We start from the raw sequence: 20,611 nt of genomic DNA, 5'->3' as shown, positions 1-20,611 counted from the left end.
AAGGGCCCGACTTGGGGTCGGGGAGCCCCCGGTCAAGCCGCCCGGCCCCGCCGCGCGCGCCGAGGCGCCGCCACAGGACCCGGAAGAGAGAGCGGGCCGGGGCGCTCATCGTTGGCGCGGTCCCGTCGCGGAAGGACTGAAAATCCCGTGATCCCCGGGATTCAGCCCCATTCCGGCACCTTCCCCCCGCTCACGGGATCGGCATCGGGCAGCGGCACGGCGGCGAGATTGGCCTCCACCTCCGCCCGCTCCGCCCGGTCGCCGCGCCGGATGTCGTAATCCGCCCCGCCGGGATAGGCGCCGACCACCTCGAAATCCGGGCTGGCCCATTCCCGGCAGTGGCCGACCCCGGCGGGGATCACCACGGCGTCCCCGGCGCGGAGCTCGACCGTCTCTCCTCCCTCCCCGCCGAAGCGCACCCGGGCCTGCCCGCGCGTGACGCCCAGCACCTCGTGCGCGGTGCTGTGGAAGTGGTGGTAGGGGAAGACCCCGTCCGTCCAGGCGTTGGACCAGCCGTGGCGGGCGAAATGCGCGGTGACGGCGGCGGCGTCCCCGGACAGGGCGCCGCGCCGGACCAGCAGGGGAAGCGCCGAGTTCGGGATCTCGCCGGAAGGCGCGAAACGGCGCGCCTCAGTCATCGGCGGAGGCGCGCGCCAGCACCTCGCGCTTGCCGACATGGTTCGCCGGGCCCACCACCCCGTCCCGCTCCATCTGCTCGATGAGCTTGGCGGCGCGGTTGTAGCCGATGTTCAGGTGGCGCTGGACGAAGGAGGTGCTCGCCTTGCCCTCGCGGGAGACGAGGGCGACGGCCTGCTCGTAGAGGCCCTTCTCGCCGCCGCCCGCATCGATCCCGATGGAGCCGCCACCGCCACCCTCCTCGTCGTCCTCGACCTCCGTGACCTCCTCGATATAGGCGGGCTCGCCCTGCTCGCGCAGGAAGTCCACCACGCGCTCCACCTCCTCGTCCGAGACGAAGGGGCCGTGGACGCGGCTCACCCGGCCGCCGCCGGCCATGTGCAGCATGTCGCCCTGGCCGAGGAGCTGCTCCGCCCCCTGCTCGCCGAGGATGGTGCGGCTGTCGATCTTGGAGGTGACGGCGAAGGAGATGCGGGTCGGGAAGTTCGCCTTGATCGTGCCGGTGATGACGTCCACCGACGGGCGCTGGGTGGCCATGATGACGTGGATGCCCGCCGCGCGCGCCATCTGCGCCAGGCGCTGCACCGCCGCCTCGATCTCCTTGCCCGCCACGATCATCAGGTCCGCCATCTCGTCGATCACGACGACGATCATGGGCAGGGCGGCGAGGTTGAGCGGCTGGTCCTCGAAGACCGGCTTGCCCGTCTCGGGGTCGAAGCCCGTCTGCACGCGGCGCGTCAGCGCCTCGCCGCGGGCGGAGGCGGCGGTGACCTTCTCGTTGTAGCCGCCGATGTTGCGGACGCCGAGCTGGCTCATCGCCTTGTAGCGGCGCTCCATCTCGCGCACCGTCCACTTCAGCGCGCCGATCGCCTTGGGCGGCTCCGTCACCACGGGGGCGAGCAGATGCGGGATGCGGTCATAGACCGAGAGCTCCAGCATCTTCGGGTCGATCATGATGAAGCGGCACTCGTCCGGCCCGAAGCGGTAGAGCAGCGACAGGATCATCGTGTTGATGCCGACCGACTTGCCCGAGCCGGTGGTGCCCGCGATCAGCAGGTGCGGCATGCGCGCGAGGTCGGCGACGACGGGCGCGCCGCCGATGTCCTTGCCCAGCGCCATGGGCAGCTTGCCCGTGTTCCGCGCCCAGTCCTCGGCCTCCATCATCTCGGAGAAGTAGACGGTCTCGCGCCTGGCGTTCGGCATCTCGATGCCGATCACGTTGCGGCCGGGGACGGTGGCGATGCGGACCGCCAGCACGGACATGCTGCGCGCGATGTCGTCCGCCAGGCCGATCACGCGGGCGGACTTCGTGCCGGGCGCGGGCTCCAGCTCGTAGAGCGTCACGACGGGGCCGGGGCGGATGTCCACGATCTTCCCGCGCACGCCGTAGTCGTCGAGCACGGATTCCAGCAGGCGCGCATTCTCCTCCAGCGCCTCGCGCGAGGGGCCGGTGTCGCGCCGCGGCGGGGCGGGGGCGAGGAGCGAGAGCGGCGGCAGGCGGAACTTGCCGTCGTCGCCCTTCTTCACCGTCTCGCCGATCGGCAGACGGCGCGCGGGCAGCACGCGGTCCGCGATGCGCGGTCCCTCGCCCTTGGCGCCGTCATTCGCCTCCCCCTTGGCATCGGAAGCCGGGACCTCGGCCGGCGGGGCCTTGGGCGCGCGGCGGGGCGGCGGGGGCGCGGCCGGGGCCTCGCGGGCGGCGGCGTCGGCGGCGCGCAGCAGCTCGGAGAGGCCGGGCGAGGCCTCCTGCCGCCGGCGGATCATCCCGGCGAGATGCGCGGGCGCGCCGAGAAGCCGGGCCAGCAGCCCCGGGGGCTGCACGGCCTCCCCGCGGCGGTGGGAGAGGCGGTCCCGCGCGTGGCGGGCCTCGGCGGCGCGGGCGCGGGCATCGGCCCGGCGGCGCATGATGGTCCCGGCCAGCCCGTGCCCGCGCCGCGCCGCGGCCTTGCCCGCGCGCCGCCAGGAGGAGAGCGGGATGGCCAGCGCCAGCACCGAGGCGGCCACCGCCATCACCAGCACGCCCGTGTTGCCGAGGGCATTGCCCAGAGGGCCGAAGGCGGCGCCGAGCGTCTCGTCCACGGCCTCCCGCACCAGCGGGCCCATGGCGCCGCCGGCCGTGCCGCCGGGGAAGGGCGCCGGCAGCGGGCTGGCCGAGAGGGCCGCGGCCAGCAGCGGCAACCCCGCCAGCAGCGCCGCGACGCGCCCGGCGAAGGGCGAGAGGCCGCGATGGGTGGAGAGGCGCAGCGCCCAGGTCATCAGGCAGGCCGCGGGCAGCAGCCCCGCCCAGCCGAAGCCCTGGAGCAGCACGTCCGACACCATGGCCCCGAAAGGCCCGGCGAGGTTGGTCGGCGCCCGGCTGGTGGCGGTGGAGAAGGAGGGATCGGCGGGGTTATGGCTCGCCAGCGCCACGAGCACGGCGAGGCCCAGCAGCCCGCAGACGAGGCCGAGCGACTGCCCTCCCCGCCTCTTCAGCGCCGCCTTCACGGCGGGGGAGGCGAAGCGGCGGATGGTGGCCGTGCCGAAGGGGTTCATGCCGGACACCGCGTCCGTCTGGGCAGGGGCGGAGCGGTCGGCGGAGGCGCGCGGCATGGAAGTCCCGGTTGCGGTTGATGCAGCGGGACAAGACTACACGCTAAATCGCTGGTTTGAACGACACAGTTGGCAGGAAATCGCGAAAACGGGAGGGCGCGCCCTCCCGTCCCGGAGGGAGGGGGCCAAGGCCCCCTTCCCGGTCAGTAGCGGTACAGCTCGGCCTTGAAGGGGCCCTGCTGCGGCACGCCGATATAGTCGGCCTGCTGCTGGGAGAGCTTCGTCAGCTTCGCGCCCACCTTCTCCAGGTGGAGGAAGGCGACCTTCTCATCGAGGTGCTTCGGCAGGGTGTAGACCTGCTTCCCGTAGGCCGCGCCGTTCGTCCACAGCTCGATCTGGGCGAGCGTCTGGTTGGTGAAGGAGGCGGACATCACGAAGGAGGGGTGGCCCGTCGCGTTGCCCAGGTTCACCAGCCGGCCCTCGGAGAGGAGGGTGATCTTCTTGCCGTCGGGGAAGCGGATCTCGTCCACCTGCGGCTTGATGTTCGTCCACTGCAGGTTGCGCAGCGCCGAGACCTGGATCTCGCTGTCGAAGTGGCCGATGTTGCAGACCACGGCGCGGTTCTTCATCGCGCGCATGTGCTCGATGGTGATGATGTCCACGTTGCCCGTGGCGGTCACGAAGATGTCGGCCTGCGGCGCGGCATCCTCCATCGTCACGACCTCATAGCCCTCCATCGCGGCCTGCAGCGCGCAGATCGGGTCGATCTCCGTAACCATCACGCGGCAGCCGGCGTTGCGGAGCGAGGCGGCGGAGCCCTTGCCGACATCGCCGAAGCCGGCGACGAGGGCGACCTTGCCGGCCATCATCAGGTCCGTGCCGCGGCGGATCGCGTCCACCAGGGACTCGCGGCAGCCATAGAGGTTGTCGAACTTCGACTTGGTGACGCTGTCGTTCACGTTGATGGCGGGGAAGAGCAGCTTGCCCTCCTTCGCCATGGAGTACAGGCGGTGCACGCCCGTGGTCGTCTCCTCGGACACGCCCTTGAGGGAGGCGGCGAGCTTGGCGAACCAGCCCGGCTTCTCCGTCAGCAGCTTCCTGATGAGGGCGAAGAACACGGTCTCCTCCTCATTGGTCGCGCCATCGAGGAACTTCGTATCGCCCTGCTCGGCGCGCAGGCCGTAATGGACCAGCAGCGTCATGTCGCCGCCGTCGTCCAGCAGGAGGTTCGGCTCGCCGCCATCGGCCCACTCGAGGGTCCGCTGAACGTAATGCCAGTAGTCCTCCAGCGTCTCGCCCTTCACGGCGAAGACCGGGGTGCCGGTGGCCGCGATGGCGGCGGCCGCGTGGTCCTGGGTGGAGAAGATGTTGCAGGAGGACCAGCGCACATCGGCGCCGAGCGCCTTCAGCGTCTCGATCAGCACCGCGGTCTGGATGGTCATGTGCAGGCAGCCGGCGATGCGGGCACCCTTCAGCACCTGGGCAGGGCCGTACTCGCGGCGCGTGGCCATCAGGCCGGGCATCTCGTCCTCGGCCATCTCGATCTCCTTGCGGCCCCACTGGGCGAGGGAGAGATCGGCGACGACGTAGTCGGTCTTCGGGGGCAGGGTGTCGGGCATGTCGGGATGGCCTTCCGGTATCGGGCAGGCGCCTATCATGCCCGGCAGGGAATGGCCAAGGGGTTAAACGATATCAGGATATCTTTATGTGGTCTTCTCGCCCGGCACGAAGCCCATCACCAGTTCCTGGATGCGCTTGGGGTCGCTCTGCTCCATCACCCGCCGGGCGAAGCGGGCACAGTCGTCCACGTTCAGGGCGCGCACCATCTGCTTCACCCGCGGGATGGCGCTGGCATTCATGGAAAGGCTCCGCAGCCCCAGCCCCATGAGCAGCGGCACCAGCCGCGGGTTCCCCGCCATCTCCCCGCAGACGGAGACGGGCATCCGCAGCCGCAGCGCGGCCTCGGTGGCGAACTGGATGAGGCGCAGCACGGCGGGGTGGAGGGGATCGTAGAGGTGGGAGACCTCCACTTCCGCCCGGTCCACCGCCAGGGTGTACATGGCCAGGTCGTTCGTCCCGATCGCGAAGAAGTCCGCCTCCAGCGCGATGGCGTCGGCCGCCAGCGCCGCGCCGGGCGTCTCGATCATGGCGCCGAGCGGGGGCAGCTTCTCCGGCAGCGCCACGCCGCGGCGGCGCACGCGCTTGACCACGCGCTCGTAGACCTCGCGCGCCTCCCGCACCTCCTGGGGGATGGTCACCATGGGCAGCAGCACGCGCACGGGGCCCAGCGCCGCCACGCGCAGGATGGCGGCGAACTGCACCTCCAGCAGCTCCGGCCGACGCAGCAGCATGCGGATGCCGCGTAGGCCAAGGGCGGGGTTCGGGCCGGCATGGAAGGGCTCCACCCCCTCGGCCAGCGCCTCCATGTCCTTCTCGCCGCCCCAGTCGAGCACGCGGATGGTCACACCCGCCCCGTCCGTGCCCTCCACGATCTGGCGGTAGGCCTCGTAATGCGCCTCCTCGTCCGGTAGGCCCTGGCGGTTCATGAAGAGGAACTCGGTGCGCAGCAGCCCGATCCCCTGGGCGCCGGCCTGGGCGATGAGCGGCAGCTCCGCCGGGATCTCCAGATTCGCCTGGAGCTCCATCTCCTCCCCGTCGGTGGTGACCGAGGGCAGGCGGCGCAGCTTGCCCAGCCGCGTGCGCTCCTTCGCATAGGCCGCGATGGAGCTGCGCCCGGTGGCCAGGGCCTCCTTGCCCGGGCGCAGCACGATGGTGCCGGTGCCGCCGTCCAGCACCGCCTCGTCCCCGCGGGAGAAGGCGTTGGTCAGGCCGGGCAGGCCGAGCACGCTGGGAATGCCCAGAGCCCGCAGCATGATCGCCGTGTGTCCGTCCGCCCCCCCTTCCTCCGTCGCCACGCCGGCGATGCGGGAGGGGTCGAGCAGCGCGGCATCGGCCGGGGTCAGCTCCTCGGCCACGAGGATCGAGCCCTCAGGCACGTCCTTGAAAGAGCGGAAGCCGGACTGGGTGAGGTTGCGCGTCAGGCGGCGAGCGATCTCGTGCACCTCGCCGGCGCGTCGGCGGAGCCCGGCCTTGTCGTCGTCCTTGGCCGCCAGGATCGCGCCCGCGATCGCCTCCGCCTCGTCCTCCACCGCCGTCTCGGCCGAGAGAAGCTCCGCCTCGATGCGCTTGCGGGCGCCGCGGATGAGGCGGCTCTCGCCCAGCATCATCGAGTAGGCATCAAGCAGCGGCTCCAGCTCCTCCTGCGCCTCCTCCGGCAGGATGGCGAGCCGCGCCTTCAGCTTGCTCACCTGCTTGCGGGAGGCGGCGACGGCCGCGGCCAGCCTCGCGCGCTCCTCCTCCACCCCGGCCGCGGTGATCGAGCGGCGGGGCGTGGCGGCGGGGGCGGCATCCGTGTCGAAGATCGGGCCGATGGCGACGCCGGGGGAGATGGGGATGCCCTTGATGGACAGCTCGCGCCCGCGGCGACCACCCTTGCGCGAATCCCCTGCCTTGCCCGCGCCCGGATCGCCCGACTTAATCGCGCCGGAGTCGGCGGACTTGCCCCCACCCGGGGGGGCAGCCTTGCCCGATGGCGCCGCCTTGCCCGCGCCCGGCCTGCCGGAACCGTCCTCGGCGGGCTTGCCGGAACTTACTTCGGCAGGCTTGCTGGAGCCTACTTCGGCGGGCTTACCGCCCGCGCCCTGGGCAGCCTTGCCGGAACCCGCCTGACCAGCGGACTTGCCCGGGCCCGCCCCGGCGGACTTGCCGGAACTTACCTCGGCGGACTTGCCATCCGCGGCGCGGGGTGAGCCGGGCGCCTCCGTCTTCATGGATCCGCTCCTGCCGGCACCGTGCCGGCGGTATCAGGGCCCGCCGGGCGGGCGGGTCCTATTCCTCGTGGAAGCCGGCCTCGATCAGGGCGGCCACCTCGTCCAGCGCCTCGCGCGCGTCCCAGCCCTCGGCCTCGAGGACCACGGTCGCGCCCTTGCCGGCGCCGAGCATCATCAGCCCCATGATGGAGCAGGCGGGCACGGTCTGGCCATCATGCGTGACGCTGAGGGCGGAGCAGTGCTTCTCGGCCAGCGTCACCAGCTTGGCCGCGGCGCGCGCGTGCAGCCCGCGCTGGTTGCGGATGAGGATGCTGCGGCGCAGCGGCAGCGGCGCGCCCTCCGGTTTCCCGCCCATCGTCAGCTCCGCTCCCTTGTAGCTCATCGCCTGCTTCCCCCGTTCGTCCCGTTGTCGCCGCGCAGTTCGCCGGCGGTGGCCATGTATTTCCGCCCGGCATCCACGGCATGGCTCACTGCCTCGGCCAGGGGCTCCGTGCCGCGCACGCGGGCGAGCTTGATGAGCAGCGGCAGGTTCACCCCCGCGATCACCTCCACCTGCCGCCCGCAGCAGGCCTCCGGCACGCAGGTCTTGATGGAGGCGGCGAGGTTGGAGGGCGTGCCGCCGAACATGTCGGTCAGCACCACCACCCCGTCGCCCTGGTCCACCTGCGCGACCGCCGCGCGGATGTCGCCGCGCCGGCCCTCGAGGTCGTCCTCGGGGCCGATGCAGATGGTCGACACATGCTTCTGCGGACCCATCACATGCTCCATGGCGAGGCGAAGCTCCTCGGCCAGGCGCCCATGGGTAACGAGGACGAATCCGATCATCGGTGGTCCGGCAGCGCCGCCCGCCAGGGGCGGGTCTCGGCTGGGTTGTCAGGAGAGAGGGCATGGGCCGCGCGGGGCGTGGCCGGAGGCGGTTCGTTCATGCTCGGGGAGCCGATATGGGGTGCGGAGGGGGTCGCTTGGAGTCGGGCGCCCGGCAGGGACTCCCTTATCGAGAGCTCCCGGTGGGACAGCTCCACCGGCCAGCCCTTCCCGGCGATGTGCCGGGCGAGGCGCTCCGCCGCGAGAACCGAGCGGTGCTTGCCGCCCGTGCAGCCGAGCGCGACGGTGAGGTACTTCTTGCCCCCCGTTTCATAGGCCGGCAAGAGCGGGTCCAGCAGCGCCGTCATGCGCGCCCAGAATGGGCCCCATTCCGGGTCCCCCTCGATGAAGGCCGCGACAGGGGCGTCCCGGCCCGTCATCGGGCGCAGGGCGGGGTCATAATGCGGGTTGCGCAGGAAGCGGAGGTCCAGCACGAGATCGGCCTCCCGCGGCAGGCCGCGCGGATAGCCGAAGGACTGCACCGTCACCGACATCCCCGCCAGCCCGGCCGGGCCGTAGCGCCGCTCCAGCATCCGGCGCAGCTCGGGCAGGGGCAGGACGGAGGTGTCGATCACCCAGTCCGCCGCCTCCCGGAGCGGGGCTAGGGCCAGCTCCTCCCGCGCGATGCCGTCCGCCACGCCGCCGCCCGGCATCCCCGCCGGGGCCAGCGGGTGGCGCCTGCGCGTCTCGGAGAAGCGGCGCAGCAGCACATCCTCCGCGGCGTCCACGAAGACGATCTCGGGCGCGGCGGCGCGGCGGGCGCGGAGCGCGTCGAGCCCGGCGAGCAGGGCGGTGGGGTCGAAGCCGCGCGTGCGCGTGTCCACCCCGATGGCGAGCGGGCCCACGCCGGGGCCGGTAATCAATTCTCCGAGCACCGCGAGAGGCGGGTTGTCCACCGTCTCGTGGCCGAGATCCTCCAGCACGCGCAGGGCAGAGGACTTGCCGGCCCCCGACATGCCGGTGACCACCACCACGGGGCGTGGCCCGCCATCATGGAAAGCGGCGCTCAGGGCACGGCTTCCAGCGCGCCCGCGCGGCAGGCGATGCGCCCGGCCAGCGCGTCCAGCGCGAGGGAGAGCTTGCGCGGGGCGGAGGCCTCCCGCGCGTGCAGGGCGATGCGCGGCAGAGGGAGGCCGAGCGCCTCGAAGCGGGCGGGCTCGGGCAGGCGCGGCACCTCCCCCGGCGCCACGCAATCGACGACGAGGGCGAGCCGGGCCTCGGGCACGGCAGCCAGCCCCGCCATCAGCCCGATCCCGCGCAGCTCCATCATGCCGCGCAGGGACTCGGGCGCGGCGGCGAGAAGGGCCTCGCCCTCCGCGCGCAGCAACACCTGGTCGTCGGCGACGAGACTCCACCCCTCGCCCGTGAGGCGCAGGAGGAGGTCGGACTTGCCGGCGCCGGGCGGGCCGAGAAGGAGCACCCCGGCCCCGTCCCGCGCGGCACAACTGCCGTGTTGCAGCATGGCTGGATAAGGACACCCCGGACAGAAGGCGAAAGGTGGCAGAAATCCGGCGGGGGCGGAAGCGGGGAGGGTCCCGCGCGTCTCAAAAACCGCCCCGGCCGCCGGGCCTGGACAGGTGCCCCGCCCTGCCCCATCCCAAGCCGATGACCACACGCGCCGAAATCGAGGCCGCCGCCGCCCGGATCGCCCCCCATATCCGGCGCACGCCGGTGCTGCACCTGCCCGCCGAGGCGCTCGGCGCCCCCTGCGGGGCGGCGCTGAAGCTGGAGACAATGCAGGTCAGCGGCTCCTTCAAGGCGCGCGGCGCCTTCAACGCCCTGCTGCAATCCCCGGCCGCGGCGGCGGGGGTGATCGCGGCCTCGGGCGGCAATCATGGCGCGGCGGTGGCGCATGCGGCGGGCGCGCTCGGCATCCCGGCGGAGATCTACGTCCCCGCCATCGCCGCCCCCTCCAAGGTCGCGCGCATCCGGGAAGCGGGGGCGGTGGTGGTGCAGGGCGGCGCGACCTATGCCGAGGCCTTCGCCGCCAGCGAGGCCCGGCGCGCGGAGACGGGCGCCGCCTCCGTCCACGCCTATGACCAGCCGGAGGTCCTGGCCGGCCAGGGCACGGCCGCGCGCGAACTGGAAGCCGACCTGCCCGGCCTGACCCATGTGCTCGTGGCCGTGGGCGGCGGCGGGCTGATCGGCGGCACCGCCGCCTGGTTCGCCGGCACCGGGACCGAGGTGGTGGCGGTGGAGCCCGAGGGCTGCCCCACGCTGCACACGGCCCTGCGCGCCGGTATGCCGGTGGACGCGCCGGTGGGCGGGCTGGCGGCCGACAGCCTCGGCGCGCGGCGCGTGGGCTCGCTCATGTTCGAGCTGGCGCGGCGGGAGATCCGCGAATCCGTGCTCGTGACGGACGAGGCGATCCGCGACGCGCAGCGCCGCCTCTGGTCCGCCTGCCGCGTGGTGGCGGAGCCCGGCGGGGCGGCGGCGCTGGCCGCGCTCCTCTCCGGCGCCTGGGTGCCGCCCGCGGGGGCGCGGGTGGGCGTGCTCGTCTGCGGCGGGAATTGCGAGCCGGGCTCCGTCACCGGCTGAGGCCGCAACGAGGGGCGCACGAGTCCGTGACGCCCATAACCTCCGGCCGGGGCTGCCGTTTGAGGCGCGCACCCCTCGCGGAGATTCGCCTATGTTTATGCGTGTCGACAAGCTGCAGGCCGAGCTGCCTGCCCCGAAGAGGAAAGACCCCAACGCCGCCGCCGCGCTCCAGGAATTGCTGGGCGGCAAGTACGGCGAGATGTCCACGCTCGGGAACTACATGTTCCAGAGCTTCAACTTCCGCAGCAAGGACAAGCTGCGCCCCTTCTACAGCCTCGTCGCCAGCATCACGGCGGAGGAGCTGGGCCATGTGGAGCTGGTGAGCAACGGCGTCGCCATGCTCGCCAACGGGCCGGACAAGCCGGGCGCCGATTCCGGCGACGGCGGCGACATCTCCGGCGCGCCCTTCGAGGCGATGAAGGACATCCGCTCCTTCGCCTCCTTCGCCTCGCACGGCGGCGGCAGCACGCCGGTGAACAGCAACTCCATGTCCTGGAACGCGGACATGGTGACGACGACGGGCAACGTCGTCGTGGACCTCCTGCACAACTTCCACCTGGAATGCGGCGCGCGACTGCACAAGCTGCGCGTCTATGAGAGCCTGTCCGATCCCACGGGGCGCGAGGTCTGCGGCTACCTCCTCGTGCGTGGCTCCGTCCACGCGCATGCCTATGCGCTGGCGCTGAAGCAGATCACGGGCGTGGAGCTGGAGAAGTTCCTGCCGACGCCGAACATCCCGCTGGGCAAGATCCCGGAGTGCCAGAAGTACCTCGACGAGGGCTCGCACCGCCGCCTCTACACATGGAGCCCGCAGGACTACAAGGAGATCGCCGGCATCTGGAACCACGGCGAGAGCGCCCTTCCCGGCGACCCGCCGGGCGAGCTGACGGTGGTGGACGGCATGCCCGAGGGCGGCAAGATCCACCAGCTCACCGGCGTCCCCTCCGCCTTCACGCCGGACTACGCGCCGGAGGAGATGTTCGAGATCGCGCAGAAGCTCACGAAAAAGATGTGAGCCGAACCGGGCCGGGGAGGAACCCCGGCCCTTTTCACCGCAGCTCCGACATTCCCGGCGGGCTCCCGCCCACCGCCTTGGCCGCGCGCACCGCGCGCAGCACCGCCGCCGCCATCACATGCGGCACTACCGCGCCCAGCGCCATCATGTTCCCGGGCAATCCGCTCTTGCCCGTCGCCAGTGCGAAGACCGTGTCGCCGTCCGACATGGTGTGGATGGGGTCGATCGTGCGGGCCAGCCCGTCATGCGCCGCGCCGGCCAGGCGGCCGCACTGCGCCTTGGTGAGCGTCGCGTCCGTCGCCACCACGCCGATGGTCGTCGCCATGCCCGCCTGCATCGGCGGCGGCAACTCGCCGCGCAGGATGCCGGCGGTGGCGCCGAAGGGGCGGCGGCCCTCCGCGTCCCGCGCGCCGGCCATCACCTCGCCCGTCGCGGGGTCGATCACGTCGCCCACCGCGTTCACGGCAACGATCGCGCCCACGGTGATGGCGCCCACCCGCACCGAGGCGGTGCCGATGCCGCCCTTCATCGCGCGCGCCATGCCGAAGAGCTTGCCCACGGTCGCCCCCGTGCCGGCGCCGACACTGCCCTCGGCGGGGGCCTCGGCGGAGGCGGCCTCGCAGGCGGCGTGGCCGGCGGCGGCGTCGGGGCGGATGCGGTGGTCGCCGAGGCCGAGGTCGAAGAGGATCGCGGCGGGCACGATGGGCACGCGCGCCGGGCCGGCGGGGTAGCCGATGCCCTTCTCCTCCAGCCAGCGCACCACCCCCGTCGCCGCCTCCAGCCCGAAGGCGGAGCCGCCGGAGAGCAGGACCGCATGGACCTTCTCCACGAGGTTGGCGGGGTTGAGCAGGTCGGTCTCCCGCGTGCCCGGGGCGGCGCCGCGGACATCCACCCCCGCCGTCGCGCCCTCCTCCGTGAGGATCACGGTGCAGCCCGTGGGGCGCCTGCTATCGGTGAAGTGGCCCACCTTGATGCCGGGCACCTCGGTGATGGCGCCGATCATCGGCGGCGGCGTGGCGCGGGAGAGAGGGCTCTGGGCCATGGCGGCTCCGGCGGCGAGGGTGGCGGCGCCCAACCCCGTGGCGATCTCGCGGCGCTTCATGCGGCACTCCCCAGGCCCGGTTCCACGCCCGGCTCCCTGCCCCGCTCCTTGCGCGGGGCCGGAACGGAGCCGGAGGCCCCGCCGCTCGCGCGGTCCGGGTCGGTCGCGCGCAGCGGCCGAGAAGGGAGAAGGTCATGGCCCCCGATCCTGGGGGCGCGCCCCACGGGTGTCCACCGCGCTTTTCCCGGGCTCCGGCCGGGCGGCGGTCCGGCGGTGCGGGAAGGAAAGCTCCTGCAGAACCATCGGCACCCTCCCAGCGTTCTGCACTGGGAAACCCCGACGGGAAGGGAAACGGGCGATGACGACAGCGAAGAAGGCGGACCGGCGGGCGGAAGAGTTGGGGTCCGGGCAGGGCAGCGTCAGCAACGAGAGCGGCACCTCCACGGGGCCGGGCAGCTTCCCCGGCTCGGGCGACAAGGGGGACAACCAGCACAGCATCGGCGGGGCGGGTTCCAATAAGACCGCGAACAACCGGCCGGGCCACAAGACCCACGGCTGACGGCATCCTCTCCCCGCGAGAAACCGGGGACGGAGAGAGTAGTGAGGGCATGGCGGGCATCCCCGCCGTGCCCTTTCTCATGGGCGGCCGTCCCCTGGTTGGCACGGCGGGACCGGGCCGAGGGGGCCGACCCATCCGGCGCGGATGATGCGGGGGGTCACTAAGCCCACCCCTGCTCCCACGGGCGTGTTGCGCGGGTGCCCATCCCGATCCTCTCGCGCATCGGTAGTCTCTTTCGCCTTGCCTTCGCGCGGCCGTCATGCCCATTGGCCTCACGAAGTCGAGAGCATCGTTAACACGCCCCATGCTGCGCGCCGCCCGGCTCGCCCTGCTGCTGCTCCTCTCCCTCCCGGCCCGCGCCGAGGAGGTTCCGGCCACGGGCGGCGATTTCGGCGGCATCGGGCTGATGGAGACGCGCAACGCCCGCTTCCGCGAGGACGGAACGCTGGAGGCCGGCGGCTCCCTCCGGCACCAGCGGCGCTTCTGGTTCGTCAACTTCCAGGCCCTGCCCTTCCTGGAGACCACCTTCCGCTTGAGCGAGCGGCTGAACGCCACCACCGGCCGCGGCACGACCACCGACCGCGCCTTCGACGTGAAGCTCCGGCTGCTGGAGGAGGGGAAGTGGAACCCGGCGCTCGCCCTCGGGCTGCAGGACGTGATCGGCACCGGCATCTATGCCGGCGAGTACCTCGTCGCCTCCCGCCGCTGGGGGCCGCTGGACGTCTCCTTCGGCCTCGGCTTCGGGCGGCTGGGCACGCGGGGCGACCTCGGGAACCCGCTGACGGAACTCGCCGAGGAGTTCAGCGTGCGCCCTCGCGAGGTGGGCCGGGGCGGCACGCTGCGGCTGGACTTCTTCCGGGGCGAGAGGGTGGCCCCCTTCGGCGGGGTGGAATACAGCCTGCCCCGGCTGGACACGCCCTGGGGCGAGCTGGACGGGCTGCGCGCCAAGGCCGAGTGGTCGGGCGATGCGCTGCGGGACGAGCGCGGCGGCTACCCCGTGCGCCGCGGCCCGCTGCGGGGCGAGGCGCGCAGCCCCGTCAATCTCGGCCTGCAATGGTCGGGCGAGCACCTCGATGCCGGGATCGGCTTCCTCCACGGCACGGACCTGCTGGTGCGCCTCTCCCTCCGCATGGACCCGGCGAGCCCGCCCGCCGCCCCGCCGCTCCGCCCCGTGCCGGCGATGCCCGCGCGCCGCGGCGGAGGCGACCCGGACGAGCGCGCGCGGGCCGCCTTCGCCGCCCTGCGGGAGGCCGGCTTCCGCCCCCTCGCCTATGAGGAGCGCGGCGTGGAGGCGCGGATCGCGGTCTCCGAGGGCAACCAGCGCACCCTCCCCGGCACCGCCTCCCGCGTGCTGCGCGCCGTGAACGGCATCCTGCCGCCCGAGGTGGAGGTGATCCGCCTCTCCTGGTGGTCGGCAGGCGCCGAGATCGCGGCCACCACCCTGTCCCGCCCGGCGCTGGAGGCCGCCGCCTCTCCCTGGGGAAGTGCCGAGGAGGCCTGGGCCGCCACTGCCCTGCACCCCGCCGAGGGCGCCCCCTGGCCGGATGCCCATCGCGAGCCCGGCCCCGACTGGGACCTGCTGCTGGAGCCCCGGCTGAACCTCCAGCTCGGCGATCCCTCCCGCACGCTGCGCTACCAGGGCGCCGTGGCGGCCGGGGCGCGGGTGGAGTTCGGGAGCGGCTTCAGCGCGGCGGGGGCGGTGCAGCAGGCGGTGTTCGGCAATCTCGACCGCGGCCTGCCCTCGGACAGCCAGCTCCCGCGCGTTCGCAGCGACTACGCCCTCTATGCCCGGGAGGGAAAGACCTCGATCCCCGCCCTCTACGGCGAGCGCGTGTGGAATCTCGCGCCCGACGTCTTCGCCCGCGCGACGGCGGGGCTGCTGGAGCCGATGTTCGGCGGCCTGTCCTCGGAGGTGCTGTGGCGCCCGGCGGGGCGCGGCTTCGCGCTGGGGCTGGACCTCAACCTCGTGCAGCAGCGCGGCACGGGCGGGAAGTTCGGCTTCCGCGACTACGGCGTGGCGACGGGCCACCTCTCCCTCTACGCCGACCTGCCCGTGTGGAACCTCTACGGCGTCCTGCGCGCCGGGCGCTATCTCGCGGGCGACTGGGGCACGACGATCGAGATGGGGCGCCGCTTCGACAGCGGCATCGAGGTGGGCGGCTTCGCCACCTTCACCAATGTCCCCTTCGCCCGCTTCGGCGAGGGCTCCTTCGACAAGGGCATCTATGTCCGCCTGCCGCTCTCCCTCTTCGGCACGGAGGCGCGCGGCTCCGGCACGGCGGTGATCCGGCCGGTGCAGCGCGACGGCGGGCAGCGCCTGGCGGTGGACAACCCGCTCTGGGAGGTGACGCGCGCCGGGCGGGAGGATGCCGTCCGGCGCGGGATCGGGGACTACGCGCGCTAGTTCACCGTGATTTTCGCCTCGCGCACCACGCGGCCCCAGGTCCCCACCTCCTGCGCGATCTTCGCCTGCAGCTCCTCCGGCGTGGAGGAGACGGCGTCGGCGCCCGCGGCCAGCAGGCGCTCCTGGATCTTCGGATCCGCCAGCGCCTCGCGCAGCACGGCGCTGAGCGCCGCGATCACGGGGGCGGGCGTGCCGGCCGGCGCCATCACCGCGCCCCAGGAGGAGGCCTCGGCATCCGGCAGGCCGATCTCGCGCATCGTCGGCACATCGGGCAGCTGCGATGTCCGGCGCGGCCCGGTGGTGGCCAGCGCCCGCACCTTGCCGCCCTGGATCATGCCGATGGCGGAGGGGAGCTGGTCCAGCATGAACTGCACGTTGCCCGCCACCGTGTCGTTCAGCGCCGGCGCGCTGCCGCGATAGGGGATGTGCTGCACCTCCACCTTCGCCGCCGCGCGGAACAGCTCCGCGACCATGTGGGTGGAGGAGCCGGAGCCCGCGGAGCCGAAGCTCGCCTTGCCCGGATTGGCGCGCAGCCAGGCGAGGAACTCCCCCGCGGTGCGGGCGGGCACCTTCTCGCCAACGATGAGCACGTGGTCGGTGGCGAAGGCCATGCCGACGGGCGCGAGGTCCTTCACGGGATCGAAGCCCATGCTGCCGTAGAGATGCTGGTTGATCGTCAGCGTGCCCGTGGTGCCCATCACGATGGTGCTGCCGTCCGCGGGCGAGCGCACCACATTCTCCATGCCGAGATTGCCGCCGGAGCCCGCGCGGTTCTCCACCACCACGGGCTGGCCCAGGCGCTCGCCCATGCGCTCGGCCAGCACGCGGGCCACCACGTCCGTGGCGCCGCCGGCGGCGAAGGGAACGACGAAGCGGATGGGTCGCGTGGGCGTCCAGCCCTGCGCGAGAGCGGGCGCCGCGACCAGGGCCGCGGCGCCGCCGAGAAGATAACGCCGGCTGATGCTCATTCTTGCCTGTTCCTCCGTGTTCTTTCTCTGACGCTAGCAGGCGGTGGCGTGTCTCCGCTTGATCTCTTGCAGCACGTCGTCGGGATCGGCGGCCCACCAGCGGCGGGAGAGGATCTCCACCTCCGTATGGCCGCGATAGCCGCCCGCCTCGACCATGGCGCGGATGCCCGGGATGTCGATCACCCCCTCGCCCGGCAGGCCGCGGTCGAAGACCGTGTCCGTGGTGGGAACGAGCCAGTCGCAGACATGGAAGGCCGCGATGCGCCGGCCCGCGCGGGCGAGCTGCGCGCGCAGCGCCGGGTCCCACCAGACATGGTAGACATCCAGCGCGACGCCGCTGCCCTCGCCCAGCTCGTCGCAGAGATCGAGCGCCTGTCCCAGGGTGGAGAGAACGCTGCGGTCGGCGCAGGTCATGGGATGCAGCGGCTCCAGCGCGATCGTCACCCCCGCCGCGCGCGCCTCCTCCATGATGGCGTGCAGCCCGTCCCGCACCATGGCGCGGGCGCCTTCCAGGTCCTTCGATCCCGGCGGCAGACCGCCGCAGACCATGACGAGGCAGGCCGCGCCGATCGCATGCGCCTCGGCGATGGCGCGGCGGTTGTCCTCGATCGCGGCGGCGCGGCCCCCGGCGTCGGCGGCCGGGAACATGCCCCCGCGGCAGAGGCCGGAGACGGAGAGGCCCGCATCGCGGATCGCGCGCGCGGCCGCCTCCACCCCCATGCCCTGCAGCACGTCGCGCCAGGGGGAGATGCCGGGGATGCCGTGGCGCGCGCATCCCTCGATGCACTCGCGCAGCCCCCAGCGCTCCTTCACCGTGACGGTGTTGAGGGAGAGAGGACCGGGCACTCCCATCACGCCACCCCGTGCAGGGCGAGGAGCGTCCGCATCCGCGATACCGCGCGCTCGGGATCGGAGAGCAGCCCCGCCCTGTCGGCCAGCCGGAACAGCTCGGAGAAGTGCTGTATGGAACGCGTGGATTGCTGCCCGCCCACCATGACGAAATGGTCCTGGTGCCCGTTCAGCCAGGCCATGAACACCACGCCGGTCTTGTAGAAGCGGGTGGGCGCCTTGAAGATGTGGCGCGACAGCGGGACGGTCGGCGCCAGGATCTCGTGGAAGGTGGAGAGGTCGTTGCGCGACAGCGCGGCCAGCGCCCCGCCCACCGCCGGCGCGATGGGGTCGAAGATGCCCAGCAGCGCGTCCGAGTGGCCTTCCGCATCGCCCGCGATCAGCTCGGCATAGTTGAAGTCGTCGCCCGTATACATCCGCACGCCCTTCGGCAGGCGGCGGCGCATCGAGATCTCCTTCCTGTCGTCCAGCAGCGAGATTTTCACGCCATCGACCTTGTCGGCATGGCCCGCGATGACGTCGAGCGCCACCTCCATCGCCGCCATGTGGTCGTGATGGCCCCAGTAGCCTTCCAGCGCGGGATCGAACATCTCCCCGAGCCAGTGGATGATGACGGGCTGCCGCACGCCGGAGAGCACGCGGTCATAGACGCGCACATAGTCCTCCGGCGACTTCGCCGCCTTGGCCAGGGCGCGGGAGGCCATGAGGATGATGCGGCCGCCCATCCCCTCCACCGCCTCGCACTGCTCCTCATAGGCGCGGATGACGTCGTCCACCGTCACCTCCGGCCCGGGCGTCAGGTGGTCCGTCCCGGCGCCGCTCGCGATGAAGGCGTTCGGGAAGTCGCGGGCCGCGTCGAGGGAGCGGCGGATCAGCTCCTGCGCCCCGGTCCAGTCCAGGCCCATGCCGCGCTGGGCCGTGTCCATCGCCTCCGCGACCCCCAGGCCGAGCGACCAGAGATGGCGGCGGAAGGCGATGGTGCGGTCCCAGTCCACGCGCACGTCCAGCCAGGGGTCCTGCTCGGCCAGCGGATCGGCCACGACATGCGCGGCGGCATAGGCCACGCGGGGATAGGGCGGCTTCGCGACGGCGAAGCTTCCCGGCGCGCCGGTGGTGTAGGTCTCCAGCGCGCCCGAGGCGGTGGGCAGGGTGATGCTGGCCATGCTCAGGCCTCCAGCTTCGGCAGGTCGATCCAGCGGCGCTCGGCCCAGGACCTCAGCCCGGCCTCGGCGAGCTGCACGCCCTTCGCGCCCGCCATCAGGTCCCACGGGTAGTCCGCGCGCTCGCCGGCCACGTATTTCAGGAACTCCTCCCACTGCACGCGGAAGCCGTTCGGATAGGGCTGGGTGTCCGGCACCTTCTGCCAGCCCTCGAAGAAGTCGATGGTCTGCGGCACATCGGGGTTCCACACCGGCTTGGGCGTGTTCACGCGGGACTGCGTCCAGCAATCCGTCAGGCCGCAGACGGCGGAGCCGTGCGTGCCGTCCACGTGGAAGGTCACGAGGTCGTCGCGCCGCACGCGCGTCGTCCAGGAGGAGTTGATCTGCGCGACGATGCCGCCCTCCAGCTCAAAGGTGGCGTAGGCCGCGTCGTCCGTATCGGCGTCGTAGGGCTTGTTCTGCTCGTCGTAGCGCACGGGGATGTGCGTGGCGCCGAGGCAGGAGACGGACTTCGTCTCGCCGAAGGTGTTGTCCAGCACGTAGCGCCAGTGGCAGAGCATATCGAGGATGATGCCGCCGCCCTCGTTCTTCTTGTAGTTCCAGCTCGGGCGCTGGGTGGGCTGCAGGTCGCCCTCGAAGACCCAGTAGCCGAACTCGCCGCGCACGGAGAGGATGCGGCCGAGGAAGCCGCTGTCGATCACCATCTTCATCTTGCGCAGGCCCGGCAGGAAGAGCTTGTCCTGCACCACCCCGTGCTTGATGCCGGCGGCCTTCGCCACGCGCACGAGATCCAGCGCGTCCTCCAGGTTCTCCGCCGTCGGCTTCTCGCAGTAGATATGCTTGCCGGCGCCGATCGCCTTCCTGATGAGCGCCGCGCGCATCTGCGTCGTCGCGGCGTCGAAGAAGATCGTGTCCTCGGGATCCCTGAGGGCGGCGTCGAGGTCGGTTCCTACGCGCTCGATCCCGTGCGCCCTGGCCAGCGCCTCCAGCTTCTCCCTGTTGCGCCCGACGATGATCGGGTCCGGCATGATCCGGTCCCCGTTCGGCAGGGGCACGCCCCCCTCCTTCCGGATCGCCGCGATCGAGCGGATGAGGTGCTGGTTCATGCCCATGCGGCCGGTCACGCCGTGCATGATCAGGCCGATACGCCGCTGCGCCATTCGCGCGTTCCTCCCCGGACATCGTTTAGGTAACTGTGCGGTTACCTAAGCGCCCCCGGGGAGGTCCCGTCAAGGGCGAAGCCAGCCGAGCACCACCTCCACCGCATGGGTCTCCCGCACCTCGATCGCCGCCTCGGTGTCCAGCCCGGCCCCGAAGATCGCGGAGAGGGTGTGCATGTTCGAGACGTAGAAATGCCCGAGCGAGACGAGGGTGATATAGGCCTGCACGGGGTCCACCCCCTGGCGGAACGCCCCCTCCTCCGCGCCCCGCCTGAGCACCTCGCGCAGCGTGTCCAGCAAAGGTGAGTAAAGGGCGGGCACGCTCTCGCTGCGCGCGAGATAGGCGGCGCGGTGCAGGTTCTCCTGGTTCAGCAGGGCCACGAATTCGGGGTGGCGGGCCGTATAGCGCAGGTTGAAGCGCACCAGCCGCGCCATCGCCTCGGCGGGGGGCAGGCCGTCCACCTGAAGCGCCCGCTCCTCCGCGCGCTTATGGGCATAGGCGGCCTCCAGCACCGCCACCCACAGCTCCTCCTTGTTGCCGAAATAGGCGTAGAGCATCCGCTTGTTGGCGCCCGCGCGCGCCGCGATCTCGTCCACCCGCGCGCCGGCCAGGCCGTGCGCGGCAAACTCGGTCAGCGCGGCGTCGAGGATGCGCCGGCGCGTGGCCTCGGCGCGGGGGCTCTGCGGGATGGTGCGGGCTGGGGTGTCCATGATGCCCCCCAGTGAAGCGGAAAAAGCCCGAAGCGGAGAAGGCCCGAAGCTGAAAAGGCCCGAAGCTGAAAAGGCCGGGGGCTAACGGTCCCCCGGCCTCCGGCCCTCACGTTCTCCCGTAGGTATCCTCGAAGCGGACGATGTCGTCCTCGCCGAGATAGGCGCCGGACTGGACCTCGATGAGGGTCAGCGGGATCATGCCTGGGTTCTCCAGGCGGTGGACCGAGCCCAGCGGCAGGTAGACGCTCTCGTTCTCGCGCAGCAGGATGCGCTCGGCGTCCCTCTCGACGATGGCGGTGCCGTTGACCACCACCCAGTGCTCGGCGCGGTGGTAGTGCTTCTGCAG

At 72.3% G+C, this 20,611-nt stretch carries 19 protein-coding genes; 4 read left to right on the top strand and 15 right to left on the bottom strand.

The window, feature by feature from the left end:
• Nucleotides 1-161: 161 nt before the first annotated feature.
• The 8 genes from FHS87_RS12895 to FHS87_RS12860 form a co-directional block, all read right to left on the bottom strand.
• Nucleotides 162-638 carry a cupin domain-containing protein gene (locus FHS87_RS12895; RefSeq protein WP_184518847.1) on the bottom strand — a complete coding sequence of 159 codons (477 nt, stop codon included), beginning with the start codon at nucleotides 636-638 and terminating at the stop codon, nucleotides 162-164.
• Nucleotides 631-3,225 (bottom strand): FtsK/SpoIIIE family DNA translocase, encoded by a 2,595-nt coding sequence (locus tag FHS87_RS12890; RefSeq protein WP_376766438.1) that lies wholly within the window; start codon nucleotides 3,223-3,225, stop codon nucleotides 631-633. Before FHS87_RS12890 ends, FHS87_RS12895 begins: the two co-directional genes overlap by 8 nt.
• A 143-nt stretch (nucleotides 3,226-3,368) precedes the next feature.
• Complete coding sequence (gene ahcY, locus FHS87_RS12885; RefSeq protein WP_184518845.1) at nucleotides 3,369-4,784, bottom strand: adenosylhomocysteinase; 1,416 nt, start codon at nucleotides 4,782-4,784, stop codon at nucleotides 3,369-3,371.
• Nucleotides 4,785-4,868: 84 nt separating this feature from the next.
• Complete coding sequence (gene ptsP, locus FHS87_RS12880; RefSeq protein ID WP_246418379.1) at nucleotides 4,869-6,995, bottom strand: phosphoenolpyruvate--protein phosphotransferase; 2,127 nt, start codon at nucleotides 6,993-6,995, stop codon at nucleotides 4,869-4,871.
• Nucleotides 6,996-7,053: 58 nt separating this feature from the next.
• Nucleotides 7,054-7,377 carry an HPr family phosphocarrier protein gene (locus FHS87_RS12875; protein ID WP_246418378.1) on the bottom strand — a complete coding sequence of 108 codons (324 nt, stop codon included), beginning with the start codon at nucleotides 7,375-7,377 and terminating at the stop codon, nucleotides 7,054-7,056.
• Nucleotides 7,374-7,820: a PTS sugar transporter subunit IIA gene (locus FHS87_RS12870; protein WP_184518842.1), complete on the bottom strand. Its 447-nt coding sequence runs from the start codon at nucleotides 7,818-7,820 to the stop codon at nucleotides 7,374-7,376. Before FHS87_RS12870 ends, FHS87_RS12875 begins: the two co-directional genes overlap by 4 nt.
• Nucleotides 7,817-8,833, bottom strand: coding sequence for an RNase adapter RapZ (gene rapZ / locus FHS87_RS12865; RefSeq protein ID WP_312861987.1), 1,017 nt, complete (start codon nucleotides 8,831-8,833; stop codon nucleotides 7,817-7,819). Before rapZ ends, FHS87_RS12870 begins: the two co-directional genes overlap by 4 nt.
• A 32-nt stretch (nucleotides 8,834-8,865) precedes the next feature.
• Nucleotides 8,866-9,321: an HPr kinase/phosphorylase gene (locus FHS87_RS12860; protein WP_184518839.1), complete on the bottom strand. Its 456-nt coding sequence runs from the start codon at nucleotides 9,319-9,321 to the stop codon at nucleotides 8,866-8,868.
• Between the two features lie 143 nt (nucleotides 9,322-9,464).
• Here FHS87_RS12860 and FHS87_RS12855 point away from each other — a divergent pair, with 143 nt between their 5' ends.
• A complete protein-coding gene (locus FHS87_RS12855; protein WP_184518838.1) occupies nucleotides 9,465-10,397 on the top strand; it encodes a serine/threonine dehydratase in 933 nt (310 codons plus the stop codon).
• Between the two features lie 97 nt (nucleotides 10,398-10,494).
• Complete coding sequence (locus FHS87_RS12850) at nucleotides 10,495-11,412, top strand: manganese catalase family protein (RefSeq protein WP_246418377.1); 918 nt, start codon at nucleotides 10,495-10,497, stop codon at nucleotides 11,410-11,412.
• 34 nt (nucleotides 11,413-11,446) lie between these two features.
• On the opposite strand, the gene FHS87_RS12845 is transcribed toward FHS87_RS12850, so the two are convergent.
• Nucleotides 11,447-12,514, bottom strand: a complete 1,068-nt coding sequence (locus tag FHS87_RS12845; protein WP_246418376.1) for a P1 family peptidase — start codon at nucleotides 12,512-12,514, stop codon at nucleotides 11,447-11,449.
• Between the two features lie 298 nt (nucleotides 12,515-12,812).
• Between FHS87_RS12845 and FHS87_RS12840 the strand changes: the two genes are divergently transcribed.
• Both FHS87_RS12840 and FHS87_RS12835 read left to right on the top strand, forming a co-directional pair.
• Complete coding sequence (locus FHS87_RS12840) at nucleotides 12,813-13,013, top strand: hypothetical protein (protein ID WP_184518834.1); 201 nt, start codon at nucleotides 12,813-12,815, stop codon at nucleotides 13,011-13,013.
• A 304-nt stretch (nucleotides 13,014-13,317) separates the two neighbouring features.
• A complete protein-coding gene (locus FHS87_RS12835) occupies nucleotides 13,318-15,417 on the top strand; it encodes a YjbH domain-containing protein (RefSeq protein ID WP_184518832.1) in 2,100 nt (699 codons plus the stop codon).
• On the opposite strand, the gene FHS87_RS12830 is transcribed toward FHS87_RS12835, so the two are convergent.
• The 6 genes from FHS87_RS12830 to FHS87_RS12805 all read right to left on the bottom strand — a co-directional run.
• A complete protein-coding gene (locus FHS87_RS12830; protein WP_184518830.1) occupies nucleotides 15,414-16,385 on the bottom strand; it encodes a Bug family tripartite tricarboxylate transporter substrate binding protein in 972 nt (323 codons plus the stop codon). The two genes, FHS87_RS12835 and FHS87_RS12830, sit on opposite strands and share 4 nt — an antisense overlap.
• A gap of 33 nt (nucleotides 16,386-16,418) precedes the next feature.
• Nucleotides 16,419-17,231, bottom strand: a complete 813-nt coding sequence (locus FHS87_RS12825; protein ID WP_312861986.1) for a sugar phosphate isomerase/epimerase family protein — start codon at nucleotides 17,229-17,231, stop codon at nucleotides 16,419-16,421.
• A 5-nt stretch (nucleotides 17,232-17,236) separates the two neighbouring features.
• Nucleotides 17,237-18,397, bottom strand: a complete 1,161-nt coding sequence (locus tag FHS87_RS12820; RefSeq protein WP_184518826.1) for a dihydrodipicolinate synthase family protein — start codon at nucleotides 18,395-18,397, stop codon at nucleotides 17,237-17,239.
• A gap of 2 nt (nucleotides 18,398-18,399) precedes the next feature.
• On the bottom strand, nucleotides 18,400-19,554 hold the full coding sequence (locus FHS87_RS12815; RefSeq protein ID WP_184518823.1) for a Gfo/Idh/MocA family protein: 1,155 nt from the start codon (nucleotides 19,552-19,554) through the stop codon (nucleotides 18,400-18,402).
• Nucleotides 19,555-19,623: 69 nt separating this feature from the next.
• Nucleotides 19,624-20,265 (bottom strand): TetR/AcrR family transcriptional regulator, encoded by a 642-nt coding sequence (locus tag FHS87_RS12810; RefSeq protein ID WP_184518820.1) that lies wholly within the window; start codon nucleotides 20,263-20,265, stop codon nucleotides 19,624-19,626.
• Between the two features lie 106 nt (nucleotides 20,266-20,371).
• Nucleotides 20,372-20,611 (bottom strand): cupin domain-containing protein (locus FHS87_RS12805; RefSeq protein WP_184518817.1); only part of this gene is annotated, 240 nt, incomplete at its 5' end.

Origin of the sequence: Muricoccus pecuniae, assembly GCF_014199205.1 — a bacterium.
Classification (GTDB): domain Bacteria; phylum Pseudomonadota; class Alphaproteobacteria; order Acetobacterales; family Acetobacteraceae; genus Roseomonas; species Roseomonas pecuniae.
Note: the sequence above shows the minus strand (reverse complement) of the source record. Positions and strands in the feature narration are given on the sequence as shown.

Excerpts from the sequence above, each read along its gene's own strand:
- FHS87_RS12840 (WP_184518834.1), top strand. The coding sequence starts at position 12,813 with ATGACGACAGCGAAGAAGGCGGACCGGCGGGCGGAAGAGTTGGGGTCC.
- FHS87_RS12890 (WP_376766438.1), bottom strand. The coding sequence starts at position 3,225 with ATGCCGCGCGCCTCCGCCGACCGCTCCGCCCCTGCCCAGACGGACGCG.
- FHS87_RS12850 (WP_246418377.1), top strand. The coding sequence starts at position 10,495 with ATGCGTGTCGACAAGCTGCAGGCCGAGCTGCCTGCCCCGAAGAGGAAA.
- FHS87_RS12810 (WP_184518820.1), bottom strand. The coding sequence starts at position 20,265 with ATGGACACCCCAGCCCGCACCATCCCGCAGAGCCCCCGCGCCGAGGCC.
- ahcY (WP_184518845.1), bottom strand. The coding sequence starts at position 4,784 with ATGCCCGACACCCTGCCCCCGAAGACCGACTACGTCGTCGCCGATCTC.
- FHS87_RS12830 (WP_184518830.1), bottom strand. The coding sequence starts at position 16,385 with ATGAGCATCAGCCGGCGTTATCTTCTCGGCGGCGCCGCGGCCCTGGTC.
- FHS87_RS12860 (WP_184518839.1), bottom strand. The coding sequence starts at position 9,321 with ATGCTGCAACACGGCAGTTGTGCCGCGCGGGACGGGGCCGGGGTGCTC.
- FHS87_RS12845 (WP_246418376.1), bottom strand. The coding sequence starts at position 12,514 with ATGAAGCGCCGCGAGATCGCCACGGGGTTGGGCGCCGCCACCCTCGCC.
- FHS87_RS12820 (WP_184518826.1), bottom strand. The coding sequence starts at position 18,397 with ATGGCCAGCATCACCCTGCCCACCGCCTCGGGCGCGCTGGAGACCTAC.
- FHS87_RS12835 (WP_184518832.1), top strand. The coding sequence starts at position 13,318 with ATGCTGCGCGCCGCCCGGCTCGCCCTGCTGCTGCTCCTCTCCCTCCCG.
- FHS87_RS12875 (WP_246418378.1), bottom strand. The coding sequence starts at position 7,377 with ATGAGCTACAAGGGAGCGGAGCTGACGATGGGCGGGAAACCGGAGGGC.
- FHS87_RS12895 (WP_184518847.1), bottom strand. The coding sequence starts at position 638 with ATGACTGAGGCGCGCCGTTTCGCGCCTTCCGGCGAGATCCCGAACTCG.
- FHS87_RS12855 (WP_184518838.1), top strand. The coding sequence starts at position 9,465 with ATGACCACACGCGCCGAAATCGAGGCCGCCGCCGCCCGGATCGCCCCC.
- FHS87_RS12815 (WP_184518823.1), bottom strand. The coding sequence starts at position 19,554 with ATGGCGCAGCGGCGTATCGGCCTGATCATGCACGGCGTGACCGGCCGC.
- FHS87_RS12870 (WP_184518842.1), bottom strand. The coding sequence starts at position 7,820 with ATGATCGGATTCGTCCTCGTTACCCATGGGCGCCTGGCCGAGGAGCTT.
- ptsP (WP_246418379.1), bottom strand. The coding sequence starts at position 6,995 with ATGAAGACGGAGGCGCCCGGCTCACCCCGCGCCGCGGATGGCAAGTCC.